Source organism: Nitratireductor mangrovi (assembly GCF_007922615.2).
GTDB lineage: Bacteria > Pseudomonadota > Alphaproteobacteria > Rhizobiales > Rhizobiaceae > Mangrovimarina > Mangrovimarina mangrovi.
The window spans coordinates 1257038-1269849 of the sequence record NZ_CP042301.2; the positions used below are offsets into that span (position 1 = coordinate 1257038).

The following is a 12812-nucleotide window of genomic DNA, read 5'->3' on the forward strand; positions in this document are numbered from 1 at the left end:
CCTCAGCCGATCGCCGCGCGCATCAGCTTGCCGGCGAAGCGTGTGGCGTCTGGAAGCTCGATATGCGTTGGGCCGGCGGTTCGAAAGCCGAGGCTCAGGTAGAAGGCTTCGGCCGGCAGGCTTGAGAGTGATTCCAGTGCCGTGAAGCCGGCGGCTGCGGCCTCGGCCCGGCAGCGTTCGAACAGCGCGCGTCCGATCCCGCGACGCAGATGGTCGGGGTCGACGCCGAAATGGCGCAGATGTGCCAGGCCTTCTTCGCTGCTGCCGTCGTAGCGTTTGCGGCTCCAGCCGCCGCATCCCGCCAGTGCACCGTCGACAAAAGCCGCATGAAAGGTGCCCGATGCGATGAGGTCAGGATTGGCACGGGTCATGACGGGCAGCGCGTGCTTCAGCACCGCGTCGGGATACCAGCCGCGGTAAAGCTCGCCATAGGAGTGGGCCAACAGGCGCGATATGTCCGGCCCGTCTGCCTCCGTCGCCGGCCGGATTGTCAAGCCCGGCTTCCGCATGCCGCCTTCGCTCCGGTTTGTGTTTTCGCGACTATAGGGCCTGTTCCGGCATCGTCACGCCCCTATCGATGCCTCTTATATAAGCAGCAAAGACATGGTGCTGAAAAAACAGGCATGAATGCGCAGGCCTGCGCAATTCCTTGGCAGTGCCGGACCGGCGTTGATTTGCCGCCTAAGCCCGAGCCTGCCGATCTGCCCGGCTAACATGCTGAAAATCTTTCCAATTCGTTAACCGGAGCGTTGCCGCCAACGGTTTGGCACGGCGGTTGCTTTCTTTGTTGCGGTGCAAAAACCAACCCATCCGGAGGTGTATCGATGAGGGGAATGACAAAAAAGGTGACGACGATGCTGTCGGCCGGCGTGCTTGCAGCCGGAATGCTGGCAGCGGGATCGTCCCAGGCGCAGGAAGAGACCATCAAGGTCGGCATCCTGCATTCGCTGTCGGGCACGATGGCGATCTCCGAGACGACGTTGAAGGACGTCATGCTCATGCTGATCGAGGAGCAGAACAAGAAGGGCGGTCTGCTTGGCAAGAAGCTCGAGGCGGTGGTCGTCGACCCGGCGTCCGACTGGCCGCTCTTCGCCGAAAAGGCGCGCGAACTGATCTCGGTCAGCGACGTCTCGGCGGTGTTCGGCTGCTGGACCTCGGTGTCGCGCAAGTCCGTGCTGCCGGTCTTCGAAGAACTCAACAGCCTGCTCTTCTACCCTGTCCAGTACGAGGGCGAGGAAAGCCAGCGCAACGTCTTCTACACCGGCGCCGCGCCCAACCAGCAGGCGGTCCCGGCCGTCGACTACCTCATGAACGAGGAAGGCGTGGAACGCTGGGTGCTCGCCGGCACCGACTATGTCTATCCGCGCACCACCAACAAGATCCTCGAGGCCTATCTGCTCGCCAAGGGCGTCGCGGCCGAGGACATCATGATCAACTACACGCCGTTCGGTCATTCCGACTGGCAGACGATCGTCTCCGACATCAAGGCGTTCGGCGCGGCCGGCAAGAAGACCGCGGTGGTCTCGACCATCAATGGCGACGCCAACGTGCCGTTCTACAAGGAATTGGCCAACCAGGGCGTGAAGGCCGAAGACATCCCGGTCGTTGCCTTCTCGGTCGGCGAGGAGGAACTCGCCGGTCTCGACACCGGCCCGCTCGTCGGTCACCTCGCTGCCTGGAACTACTTCCAGTCGGTCGACACCGAGGTGAATGCCGAGTTCATCTCGGCCTGGAAGACCTTCATCGGCGATGAGAAGCGCGTCACCAACGATCCCATGGAAGCCCACTACATCGGCTTCAACATGTGGGTCGAGGCGGTCGAGAAGGCCGGCTCCACCGATCCGGACGCCGTCATCGACGCCATCATCGGCGTTTCGGTGCCCAATCTCTCGGGCGGCTACTCGACCATGATGCCGAACCATCACATCACCAAGCCGGTGCTGATCGGCGAGATCCAGGACGACGGCCAGTTCGAGACCGTGTGGCAGACGCCGGGCCTCGTCGTGGGCGACGAGTGGTCCGACTACCTGCCCGACTCCAAGGACCTGATCGCCGACTGGCGCGCTCCGATGTCGTGCGGCAACTTCAACGTCGCGACCGGAAAGTGCGGCGGCAAGGGCGTCAACTGACGCGCGACGTCGCAAACTTCCGGGCGGGCACCCTCTCTCCCGCCCGCCCGGAAGTGAACTCCAGGCCAACCGGGCACGATCCTTCATGAAAGCCGCGCGCGCATTTGTCCTTTTCGTCGCCGCCATGCTTGCCGCCCTTGTGCCGGCGGCAGCCGACGACGCTGCGGTGCGCGACATCATCGCGAAATTCGCGACCTCGAAGAATTTCTCCCAGACCGAAAAGATCATCCGCGAACTGGGCGCCACCGGCGACGCCCGCGTCGAAGCCGCGCTGAATGCCCTTTCCGACGGCAATCTGCGCACCCGCAAATCCGACAGCGCCGTCTTCATCGTCAGGGAAAGCGGCGGCAAGGTGAAGCTGTTCGACCCGCTGACCGCCGAGTCGGCCGGCGAGGAAGCGGCCGCGCTGTTCGACAAGATCAAGATCAAGAACTCGCTGCGCCGGCTGATCCGCGACGTCATCTCCGGCCTGACGCTGGCCTCGCCCGACCCGGCGACCCGTCTTGCCGCCGCCAACACCATGTTCCGCGCCCCCGACGCCGCCAATATCGAGGCGCTCGACGCCGCGATCGCCAGGGAAGACGTCGCCTCCGTCAAGGCCGCTCTCGAGGCCGCGCGCGCCTCCTCGGTGCTGGTTTCCGACCTGCCTGAGGCCGAAAAGCTCGCCGCGATCGAGCTGCTCGCCAAGCGCGGCGACCGTGACACGCTGGCGCTCCTGAAATCCTTTGCCGCCGGCGCCGAGGGCCCGCTCAAGGAAGCCGCCGACAAGGCGATCTCCGCCATCAACGAGACATTGGCGATTTGGGCCGCCGGCCAGAATGTCTGGTACGGCATCTCGCTCGGCTCGGTTCTGCTTCTGGCGGCGATCGGCCTTGCCATCACCTTCGGCGTCATGGGCGTCATCAACATGGCGCATGGCGAGATGGTCATGCTCGGCGCCTACACCACCTTCGTCGTCCAGGAGGTGATCCGCAACTCCGCGCCGTGGCTGTTCGACTGGTCGCTCGCCATCGCGCTGCCGGCCGCCTTCCTGGTCGCCGGCGCGGCGGGTCTGGCGCTCGAGCGCGGCGTCATCCGCTTCCTGTATGGCCGGCCGCTCGAGACCCTGCTCGCCACCTGGGGTGTGTCGCTGATCCTGCAGCAGACCGTGCGCACCATCTTCGGGCCGACCAACCGTGAGGTCGGCAACCCGTCCTGGATGTCGGGCGGTTTCGAGCTCGGGCAGCTGGCGATCACCTGGAACCGGCTCTGGATTGTGGTCTTCGCGCTCGCCGTCTTCGCCGCGCTGCTCTACGTCTTCAACCGCACCGCCTGGGGCCTGCAGATGCGCGCGGTCACCGCAAACCGCCGCATGGCCTCCTCGATGGGCATCCGCACGCCCTTTGTCGACGCCTTCACCTTCGCGCTCGGCTCCGGCATTGCCGGCATTGCCGGCGTCGCGCTCTCCCAGGTCGACAACGTCTCGCCCAATCTCGGCCAGGGCTACATCATCGACAGCTTCATGGTCGTGGTCTTCGGCGGCGTCGGCAATCTCTGGGGCACGCTGGTCGGTGCCTTCTCGCTCGGCATCGTCAACAAGTTCCTCGAACCCTATGCCGGCGCCGTGCTCGGCAAGATCCTGGTGCTGGTGCTGATCATCCTGTTCATCCAGAAGCGGCCGCGCGGGCTGTTCGCGCTCAAGGGTAGGGCGGTCGAGGCATGATCACCCAGCGCCTCTTCGCCGGCGGCGCCGACCGCCGCGTCATCGCCACCATCGCGCTCCTGGTCGCGATCGCGGCCCTCGTGCCGGTGCTGCATCTTGCCGTGCCGCCGTCGAGCGCCTTCCACGTGCCCAACTATCTGGTCGCGCTGTTCGGCAAATACCTCACCTATGCGCTGCTGGCGCTGGCGCTCGATCTCGTCTGGGGTTTTTGCGGCATCCTCTCGCTCGGCCACGGCGCCTTCTTCGCGCTCGGCGGCTACGCCATGGGCATGTATCTGATGCGCCAGATCGGCAGCCGCGGCGTTTATGGCGACCCGGTCCTGCCCGATTTCATGGTGTTCCTGAACTGGCAGGAACTGCCCTGGTACTGGTACGGCTTCGACCAGTTCTGGTTCGCCGCGCTGATGATCGTCGCCGTGCCCGGCGCGCTCGCCTTCGTCTTCGGCTGGTTCGCCTTCAGGAGCCGGGTGACCGGCGTCTACCTGTCGATCATCACCCAGGCGATGACCTATGCCCTGCTGCTCGCCTTCTTCCGCAACGACATGGGTTTCGGCGGCAATAACGGGCTGACCGACTTCAAGGACATCATCGGCTTCGACATCCAGGCGCCGGCGACCCGCGCCGGCCTGTTCGCCGCAAGCGCGCTGGCGCTGGCGCTGGCGCTCGCCGTCTGCATGCTGGTGACGCGCTCCAAATACGGCAAGCTGATGGTCGCTGTGCGCGATGCCGAGCCGCGCACCCGCTTCATCGGCTGGCGCCCGGAAAACATCAAGCTCTTCGCCTTCACGGTCTCGGCCATCATGGCCGGCATCGCCGGCGCCCTCTACGTGCCCCAGGTCGGCATCATCAACCCGGGCGAGTTCGCGCCGGCCAATTCGATCGAGGTCGTGGTCTGGACAGCCGTCGGCGGCCGCGGCACGCTGGTCGGCCCGGTCGTCGGCGCGCTGCTGGTCAATGGCGGCAAGAGCTGGTTCACCGGCCTCCTGCCCGAATTCTGGCTGTTCGCGCTTGGCGGCCTCTTCGTCGCCGTGACGCTGTTCCTGCCCAAGGGCATCGTCGGCACCTGGGATGCCTGGCGCGCCGGTCGCCGCGACAAGGCCATCGCGGCCCGCGGCGACACTGGCGGCGAGGCGCCGACACCGGCCGGAGAAGGCGACACCCGCATCGCGCGCGCCGGACCGGCCCGGCCGCGCGGCGATCTCGGCGGCGCGCCCGAGCCGCAGCCGGCGGAGTAGGGGCGATGCCGGAACGACGCGACACCCTGCTTTATCTCGACGGCGTCTCGGTCGCCTTCGACGGCTTCCGGGCCATCAACAATCTGTCGCTGGTGCTGAAGAAAGGCGAGATGCGCGCCATCATCGGCCCCAACGGCGCCGGCAAGACCACCATGATGGACATCATCACCGGCAAGACCCGGCCCGACGAGGGCGAGGTCTTCTTCAACGGCGACATCGACCTGACCCGCCATGACGAGGCCGACATCGCCATGATGGGAATCGGGCGCAAGTTCCAGAAACCGACCGTGTTCGAAAGTCACACCGTCGAGGACAATCTGGTGCTGGCGCTCGCCGGCCCGCGCTCGATCTTCCCGGCGCTGGTCCATGCCGGCTCGCGCGCCGAGGCGGCGCGCATCGACGACATCCTCGAAACCATCCGGCTCGCCGAGCGCCGCCACGACCTCGCCGCCAACCTTTCGCACGGCCAGAAGCAGTGGCTGGAGATCGGCATGCTGCTCGCCCAGGACCCGAAGCTGCTTTTGGTCGACGAGCCGGTCGCCGGCATGACCGACGCCGAGACCGAAGAAACCGCGCGGCTTTTGCGCGACATCGCCACGACCCATTCGGTGATCGTCGTCGAGCACGACATGCATTTCGTGCGCGAGCTCGGCGTCAAGGTCACCTGCCTGCACGAGGGCTCGGTGCTCTCGGAAGGTACGCTCGACCACGTTTCGGCCGACGACCGCGTCATCGAAGTCTATCTGGGCAGGTAAGACCATGCTGACCGTCACCGACGCCACCTTGCATTACGGCGCCGCCCAGGCGCTGCGCGGCGTCTCGCTGGAGGCGAAGCCGGGCCGCATCACCTGCGTGCTCGGCCGCAACGGCGTCGGCAAGACCAGCCTTTTGCGGGCCATCGTCGGCCATCACCGGCTGACCAGCGGCGAAATAGCCTTCGAGGGGAAGGCGCTCGGCCGGAGCGCGGCGTATGATCGCGCCCGGTCGGGCATCGCATTCGTGCCGCAGGGGCGTGAGATCTTCCCGCTGCTTTCGGTGCGCGAAAACCTGGAGACCGGCTTCGCGCCGCTCAGGCGTGCTGAACGCTCGATCCCGGAACACGTCTTCGAGCTGTTCCCGGTCCTCAACGACATGCTGTCGCGGCGCGGCGGCGATCTTTCCGGCGGCCAGCAGCAGCAGCTCGCCATTGGCCGCGCGCTGGTCATGCGGCCGAAGCTTCTCGTCCTCGACGAGCCGACCGAAGGCATCCAGCCCTCGATAATCAAGGATATCGGCCGCGCCATCCGTTTCCTGCGCGACAGCACCGGCATCGGCATCCTTCTGGTCGAGCAATATCTCGATTTCTGCCGCGAGCTCGCCGACGAGGTCAACATCATGGACCGCGGCCGCATCGTCCATGCGGGCCCGGCCGCCGATCTCGACCGTCCCGAGGTGCGCGGCCACCTGACCGTCTGACGCAAGGAGATCGACCGACGGCCTCGAGAGGGGCGTAACCGTGGCCGCCGGTCTTCGCGTCGCGCCTGAGCGGCGAGCGATGCGCTTCAAACGCGCACCGGGCGCAGGTGTTCCCGGCCGGCGGCATTTCGCCGCCGGGCCGATTTTCACGCTGGTCTGTTGGGAACCCGGCCCGGCTCCCTTATGTTTAGGGAAAGCCTTGCCGGCGCGGAGGACCCCCCGATGGCCAGACCAAAGACACCGAAAACCGAAAAACCCCGCACCTCGCCGGCCGCCGAAGCTTTCAGGAAGGACCGCGCCGCCCACGGCAACGACCTTGAAGAAAATCTCGAGGAAGAGCTGGAGGAGGGGCTGGAGGACAGCTTTCCGGCCAGCGACCCGGTCTCGGCGGTCTCTTCCACCATCACCGGCAGTGGTGCGCGGAAGAAGAAGTAGGCTCGCGAAAGAGGCTAGGAGGCTAGGCGGCCTGGGCGGCAACGGCCTCACGCCGCTGCGCCCTTCGAGGCCTCAGGATGAGGTCGGCCAGCGCCGAGGTTGCCGCGACGGCGATACAGCACTTCGCTCCTCATCCTGAGGTGCGACCCTGAGCTTGCCGAAGGGGAGCCTCGAAGGACGCACCGCGATCCCATCGCTGCGGGACAAGTCAATCCCGTCCGTCCGCGCAACCGCCCGTTTCTACCACTATTCCCTATTCGCTAACTTCCTTTCCATCCACGCCCTCCCCACCTCCCCGTATCATCCCCGTCGATCGCCGCGCGGGAAACGGATGCGCACCGAGCCTCCGGGCGGCGTCCGGCGCCGGACCGGCAGCACTACGGTGGTGTTGCTGGGCGATGAGCCCCCAGGTCCGGGCCCCAGGGTGAGGTGCGGGGCCGACAGGGTTCCGGTCGCGAGGCCACCGGCTTTGCGAGTGCCGCCTCGAAAGGGCGGCAACGCGCACCTGCACATCCGGGCAAGCACGCCGGGCGGGCGGCCGCGAGGTCGCAAACTACAACTAGATGAGCGTCCGGACGGCCGCCCGTCTTCCCCTTGTCAAAAGCCAGACGCGTTTCGCGGGCGTGGTCGCGACGGCGCATGCCGCAAGGCCGACTGGCCAGCCGCGATGCGCAGCGAAGCGGAGCACGCAAAGGGGAAATGCAGCTTCATGGCGCGCCCCCGCGGAGGCCAGCGAGCCGAAGGCGAGCGCACGGCCGTGAGCGAAAGGAGAAAAGCTTGGGCACAGGAGAGGCGATGCAAGCGCGGCGCGAATCCTCCCCTGTTTACGGGGGGTGAGGATGCGGTCGCCGAAGGCGATCGATCGACAACGATTTGTCGATCGAAGCGACGAACGCCCGGAGCCCGAGCGGAGGGCCAAGACCACGAAGTGGTGGAGGGGGCGTGTTCAAGGCGGTCCATCTGCGTCGGCCTCTCTCTCGCCCGGACAGAATTCCAGCCGAGGACGCGCTCACAATGGGTGATGTTGCTGAGCCCCCTCCACCGCGTCCGGCGGTCCCCGGCCCTCCGCTCGGGCTTCGGGCGTTCGTCGCTTCGATCGACAAATCGTTGTCGATCGATCACCTGCGGCGACCGCGTCCTCACGCCGCGCGCCATTTGCAACTGATTGTCATCTGGACCATAGTCCCGGCATGACGGCGCAGGCGAACAAGCGGATCGATTACGAGGCGGAGCTCAGGCGCGCGGGCATCCGCATCACGCGGCCGCGCCGCATCATTCTCAGGATCGTGTCGGAGACCGACGACCATCCCGACGCCTACGAGATCTTCCGGCGCGCCGAGGCCGAGGACAAGACGATCTCGCTTTCCACGGTCTACCGCACCATGAAGCTGCTCGAGGAACACGGCACCATCCAGCGCCATGCCTTTTCCGGCGGCCCGTCGCGCTTCGAGCACGCCGGCGAGGAGCATCACGACCACCTGATCGACGTCGAGACCGGCGACGTGATCGAGTTCAGGTCCGACAAGATCGAAAAGCTGCAGGACGAGATCGCGCGCGAGCTCGGCTACGACATCCTGCACCACAAGCTCGAGCTCTACGGCCGCAAGCGCCGCGCCGCGCGGCGCTGAAGCCGACGCAGGTCGCGCCGCGGATGCCGGTTTTTTGCCTCATTTTGCCATTAGCCCGCCACGATCCGCAGCCGGAAAGACGCCGGCCCACAAGGAGAGGGAATTTCATGTTCGACAGGAAACCGATTGTCGCGACGGCGATCGCCACGCTTTTGCTGGCCGCGTGCACGACCGACCCCTATACGGGCGAACGCAAGCTGTCGAACACGGCCGGCGGCGCGGCGCTGGGTGCGCTGGCGGGCGCGGGGCTCGGCACGCTCGCCGGCGGCGACGACCGCCGCAACGCGCTGATCGGCGCCGGCATCGGCGCGCTGGTCGGCGGCGCGGTCGGCAACTACATGGACCAGCAGGAGGCGCAGCTTCGCGCCCGGCTCCAGGGCACCGGCGTCAGCGTCACCCGCCAGGGCGACCAGATCATCCTTAACATGCCCTCCAACATCACCTTCGATTCCGACCAGGACGCGGTGAAGCCGGCCTTCTACGGCACGCTCAACTCGGTCGCGCTGGTGCTGCAGGAGTTCAACCGCACCATCGTCGACGTCTACGGCCACACCGATTCGACCGGCGACGACAATTACAATCTCGGCCTGTCGCAGCGCCGCGCCTCGTCGGTGGCCAGCTATCTGTCCGGACAGGGCGTCAATCCGCGCCGCTTCGCCATCGTCGGCCTCGGCGAGACCCAGCCGATCGCCTCGAACGCGACCCCGGCCGGCCGCGCGCAGAACCGCCGCGTCGAGATTCACCTGACCCCGCTGACCTGACCGGGCGCGGTCGCGACCGGAGAGCCAAGAAGGCCGCCGCGCTGCCGGCGGCCTTTTCGTGTCGGGGGCCAGCTTTAGCTAGCCGGTCAGCGCGATCGCGATCCGGGCCGCGAGCCGGGCGTTGTTTTCCACCAGCGCGATGTTGGTCGCCAGGCTGCGGCCGCCGGTCAGTTCGAGGATGCGGCCAAGCAGATAGGGCGTGACCGCCTTGCCGGAGACGCCCTGAGCCGTGGCATCGGCCTGTGCCCTGGCGATATGGCCGGCCATTTCGGCTTCGGCGATCTCGCTTTCGGCGGGGACCGGATTGGCGACCAGCATGCCGCCCTCGAGACCGAGTGCGACGCGCGTCCTGAAAAAGCGCGCGATCGCTGCGGGATCGTCCAGCCGCAACGGCGCGGCAAAGCGCGAGGAGCGCGACCAGAAGGCGGGCATGATGTCGGTGCCGTAGGCCACCACCGGCACGCCGCCGCTTTCCAGCACTTCCAGCGTCTTTTCGATGTCGAGGATCGCCTTCGCCCCGGCCGACACCACGATCACCGGCGTCCGCGCCAATTCGTCGAGATCGGCCGAAATGTCGAAGGAGGTCTCCGCACCCTTGTGGACGCCGCCGATACCGCCGGTGGCAAACACGCTGATGCCGGCAAGGGCTGCCGCGATCATCGTTGCGGCGACGGTGGTGCCGCCGGTCCGGCCTTCACTGACGGCAAAGCCCAGATCGGCGCGCGACAGCTTCATGGCGTTGCCGGCACGCGCGAGTTCGGCGCGCTCTGCAGCGCTCAACCCGATCTTCAGCCGCCCATCGATGACAGCGATGGTTGCCGGGACAGCGCCCTCGGTCGCGATGATATTCTCGACGCCGGCGGCCATCTCGGCATTCTGCGGGAACGGCATGCCGTGGGTGATGATGGTGCTCTCCAGCGCCACCACCGGGCGGCCGTCGGCCAGCGCCTCGGCCACGGGGGCGGCGATGTCGGTGAAGGGTCGTGCAGTTTCCGATAGCATTGGTTTCCGTCGTCAAATGGTGGCGAGGGGCAGGGCGTGTAGCGGCGGTATGGTCGCGAGAACTCTGGCGAAGGCATCCGGATCGTGGTCGGGCGCGGCGTGTGTGGATTCGATGCAAAGGCGCGCTGCGGCAAGGCCTTCCCTGACCGCGTCGGCAAAAGGCTGGCCGCGCACCAGAGCCGACACGACCGTGCCGGCCAGCGCATCGCCGGCGCCGGTGACGTCGGCCACCCTGTCGGTGGCGGGTGGCGTGACTTCGAACACCGTGGCGTCCTCGAAAGCCACCAGCGGCGCTGAACCCGAGGTGACGACGGCCGACCTGAGCCCGGCCGCGCGCAGTGCCGCAGCGAGAGACGAGGGGTCTGCGGCTGCATCCGCGCCGGCAAGGGCTGCCGCCTCGCGACGGTTGATGAACAGGCAGGCGATCCGCCCGGCGATCCGCCGCAGCCGGGTGACTTTGGCTGGCGAAACGCCGATGGCGAAGAGTGGCGTTTCGCCGGCAAGCCCGGCAAGCCGTTCGAGTGCGGCGGCAGGCAGGTTGGCGTCGCAGAGGATGGCCTCCGCCCCGGCAAGCGCGTCACGAGTCTTGGCCCGGCGCAGTTGCTTGTCGAAGGCGAGATCGTAGAGCGCCATGTCGGCGAGGGCGGCAAGGACGTCGCCGCCGCGGTCGAGGATCGCCGTGTAGCTCGGCGTGGCGCGATCGAGAAAGATCGCCGAAAGGTCGGCAAGGCCGGCGCGCTCGATCGCCGCCGCGACGGCGTCGCCGCCCGCGTCGCCGCCCCGCGCGGACAGCAGCGCCACCCCGTGGCTCCGCCCGGCCATCGCCCGCGCCGCGTTGAAGGCTCCGCCGCCGACCTCCTCACGCATCTCGCCGGGATTGGAGGCGCCGGGCACGAAATCGCCGAGCACACGGCCACGCCGGTCGATATGCGCGCCGCCAATGGCAAGGATGGAAGGAGAAGGTGGCAAGCTCGGATCCGGCGCCCTGGAAAGCTGAAGCACTATCTACTGGCAGGCGCCGGCGCGCGCAACGCGCTCCGAATCGCCACAGGGACACATGCAGGTCGCCAGACGTTTTCAAGGGGATACATCCGGAAGCCTCGCAGGCGGAACACTTAAAGAACAACGAGCCTAACGCGTTGCATTTGCGTACCTATTTGCGGCTTGCAAAAGCAGAACAAAACATGTACAAAAATAGCGGGACGAAGAAGCGACCGGGCTTCATTGACGATCGAAGGGTAATGTATCATGGCTCAAAATTCATTGCGGCTGGTTGAGGACAATTCGGTGGACAAATCCAAGGCTCTGGATGCCGCGCTCTCGCAGATCGAGCGCGCCTTCGGCAAGGGTTCGATCATGCGGCTCGGGCGCAACGAGCAGGTGGTCGAGATCGAGACCGTGTCGACCGGATCGCTCGGCCTCGACATCGCGCTGGGTGTCGGCGGGCTGCCCAAGGGCCGCATCATCGAGATCTACGGTCCCGAAAGCTCCGGCAAGACGACGCTGGCGCTGCATACGGTGGCCGAGGCGCAGAAAAAGGGCGGCATCTGTGCTTTCGTCGACGCCGAGCACGCGCTCGACCCGGTCTATGCCCGCAAGTTGGGCGTCGATCTTGAAAACCTGCTGATCTCGCAGCCCGATACCGGCGAGCAGGCGCTTGAGATTTGCGATACGCTGGTGCGGTCCGGCGCCATCGATGTCCTGGTGGTCGATTCGGTGGCGGCGCTCACGCCGCGTGCCGAGATCGAGGGCGAAATGGGCGATTCGCTGCCCGGCCTGCAGGCGCGGCTGATGAGCCAGGCGCTCAGGAAGCTGACCGCCTCGATCTCGCGCTCCAATACCATGGTGGTGTTCATCAATCAGATCCGCATGAAGATCGGCGTCATGTTCGGTTCGCCCGAGACGACCACCGGCGGCAATGCCCTGAAATTCTATGCCTCGGTTCGCCTCGACATCCGCCGCATCGGCTCGGTCAAGGAGCGCGACGAGGTGACCGGCAACCAGACCCGGGTCAAGGTGGTCAAGAACAAGCTGGCCCCGCCCTTCAAGCAGGTCGAGTTCGACATCATGTATGGCGAGGGTGTCTCGAAGACCGGCGAACTGATCGACCTCGGCGTCAAGTCGGGCATCGTCGAGAAGTCGGGCGCCTGGTTCTCATACAATTCGCAGCGTCTCGGCCAGGGGCGCGAGAATGCCAAGCAGTTTTTGCGCGACAATCCCGAACTGGCGGGTGAGATCGAGCTGGCGCTGCGTCAGAATGCCGGGCTGATCGCGGAAAAATTCCTCGATCACGGGCGCGAGGAAGAAGAAGGCGACAGCGCTGCCGAGATGTGATCTCGCATTGGATGCGGGTCAAAGGGCCGCCGGCATGTCCGGCGGCCCTTGCGTGTTCAGGTATAGACCTTTGTCGGGGTGCGCACGCAGGCGTGTCGCCACGCTCCCGCATGTCGCCGCCGCGTCGAAAG

The 12812-nt window shown here is 66.5% G+C and carries 12 protein-coding genes; 9 read left to right on the plus strand and 3 right to left on the minus strand.

The genetic code is table 11. From position 1 onward, the window contains the following. Positions 1 to 2: 2 nt before the first annotated feature. Positions 3 to 494, minus strand: coding sequence for a GNAT family N-acetyltransferase (locus tag FQ775_RS06150; protein ID WP_167812782.1), 492 nt, complete (start codon positions 492 to 494; stop codon positions 3 to 5). 339 nt (positions 495 to 833) lie between these two features. On the opposite strand from FQ775_RS06150, the gene urtA reads away from it, so the two are divergent. The 8 genes from urtA (at position 834) to FQ775_RS06190 (ending at position 9345) form a co-directional block, all read left to right on the plus strand. Next, positions 834 to 2129, plus strand: coding sequence for an urea ABC transporter substrate-binding protein (urtA, locus tag FQ775_RS06155; protein WP_432420063.1), 1296 nt, complete (start codon positions 834 to 836; stop codon positions 2127 to 2129). A gap of 85 nt (positions 2130 to 2214) precedes the next feature. Next, complete coding sequence (gene urtB, locus FQ775_RS06160) at positions 2215 to 3831, plus strand: urea ABC transporter permease subunit UrtB (RefSeq protein WP_146297489.1); 1617 nt, start codon at positions 2215 to 2217, stop codon at positions 3829 to 3831. Continuing rightward, on the plus strand, positions 3828 to 5066 hold the full coding sequence (urtC, locus tag FQ775_RS06165) for an urea ABC transporter permease subunit UrtC (protein ID WP_167812783.1): 1239 nt from the start codon (positions 3828 to 3830) through the stop codon (positions 5064 to 5066). The genes urtB and urtC overlap by 4 nt, the downstream gene beginning before the upstream one ends. A gap of 5 nt (positions 5067 to 5071) precedes the next feature. Then, a complete protein-coding gene (gene urtD / locus FQ775_RS06170) occupies positions 5072 to 5821 on the plus strand; it encodes an urea ABC transporter ATP-binding protein UrtD (RefSeq protein ID WP_167812784.1) in 750 nt (249 codons plus the stop codon). Between the two features lie 4 nt (positions 5822 to 5825). Further along, positions 5826 to 6521, plus strand: a complete 696-nt coding sequence (gene urtE / locus FQ775_RS06175) for an urea ABC transporter ATP-binding subunit UrtE (RefSeq protein ID WP_146299979.1) — start codon at positions 5826 to 5828, stop codon at positions 6519 to 6521. Between the two features lie 222 nt (positions 6522 to 6743). After that, positions 6744 to 6956: a hypothetical protein gene (locus FQ775_RS06180; RefSeq protein WP_146299980.1), complete on the plus strand. Its 213-nt coding sequence runs from the start codon at positions 6744 to 6746 to the stop codon at positions 6954 to 6956. Between the two features lie 1190 nt (positions 6957 to 8146). Then, on the plus strand, positions 8147 to 8584 hold the full coding sequence (locus FQ775_RS06185) for a Fur family transcriptional regulator (protein WP_167812785.1): 438 nt from the start codon (positions 8147 to 8149) through the stop codon (positions 8582 to 8584). 107 nt (positions 8585 to 8691) lie between these two features. Next, complete coding sequence (locus FQ775_RS06190) at positions 8692 to 9345, plus strand: YiaD family glycine zipper/OmpA-like lipoprotein (protein ID WP_167812786.1); 654 nt, start codon at positions 8692 to 8694, stop codon at positions 9343 to 9345. Positions 9346 to 9423: 78 nt separating this feature from the next. Here FQ775_RS06190 and FQ775_RS06195 read toward each other — a convergent pair whose 3' ends face one another. Continuing rightward, positions 9424 to 10347 (minus strand): pseudouridine-5'-phosphate glycosidase, encoded by a 924-nt coding sequence (locus tag FQ775_RS06195; protein ID WP_146301694.1) that lies wholly within the window; start codon positions 10345 to 10347, stop codon positions 9424 to 9426. A gap of 12 nt (positions 10348 to 10359) precedes the next feature. After that, the gene (locus tag FQ775_RS06200; RefSeq protein ID WP_146301695.1) at positions 10360 to 11316 is read right to left on the minus strand and encodes a carbohydrate kinase family protein; all 957 of its coding nucleotides are present in this window, start codon (positions 11314 to 11316) and stop codon (positions 10360 to 10362) included. Positions 11317 to 11595: 279 nt separating this feature from the next. On the opposite strand from FQ775_RS06200, the gene recA reads away from it, so the two are divergent. Continuing rightward, the gene (gene recA, locus FQ775_RS06205; RefSeq protein ID WP_146301696.1) at positions 11596 to 12681 is read left to right on the plus strand and encodes a recombinase RecA; all 1086 of its coding nucleotides are present in this window, start codon (positions 11596 to 11598) and stop codon (positions 12679 to 12681) included. Positions 12682 to 12812 lie beyond the last annotated feature (131 nt).

Bases quoted from the DNA above. Each gene is read 5' to 3' on its own strand.
- urtA (WP_432420063.1), top strand. From the start codon at position 834: ATGACAAAAAAGGTGACGACGATGCTGTCGGCCGGCGTGCTTGCAGCC.
- urtB (WP_146297489.1), top strand. From the start codon at position 2,215: ATGAAAGCCGCGCGCGCATTTGTCCTTTTCGTCGCCGCCATGCTTGCC.
- urtC (WP_167812783.1), top strand. From the start codon at position 3,828: ATGATCACCCAGCGCCTCTTCGCCGGCGGCGCCGACCGCCGCGTCATC.
- urtD (WP_167812784.1), top strand. From the start codon at position 5,072: ATGCCGGAACGACGCGACACCCTGCTTTATCTCGACGGCGTCTCGGTC.
- urtE (WP_146299979.1), top strand. From the start codon at position 5,826: ATGCTGACCGTCACCGACGCCACCTTGCATTACGGCGCCGCCCAGGCG.
- FQ775_RS06180 (WP_146299980.1), top strand. From the start codon at position 6,744: ATGGCCAGACCAAAGACACCGAAAACCGAAAAACCCCGCACCTCGCCG.
- FQ775_RS06185 (WP_167812785.1), top strand. From the start codon at position 8,147: ATGACGGCGCAGGCGAACAAGCGGATCGATTACGAGGCGGAGCTCAGG.
- FQ775_RS06190 (WP_167812786.1), top strand. From the start codon at position 8,692: ATGTTCGACAGGAAACCGATTGTCGCGACGGCGATCGCCACGCTTTTG.
- FQ775_RS06195 (WP_146301694.1), bottom strand. From the start codon at position 10,347: ATGCTATCGGAAACTGCACGACCCTTCACCGACATCGCCGCCCCCGTG.
- recA (WP_146301696.1), top strand. From the start codon at position 11,596: ATGGCTCAAAATTCATTGCGGCTGGTTGAGGACAATTCGGTGGACAAA.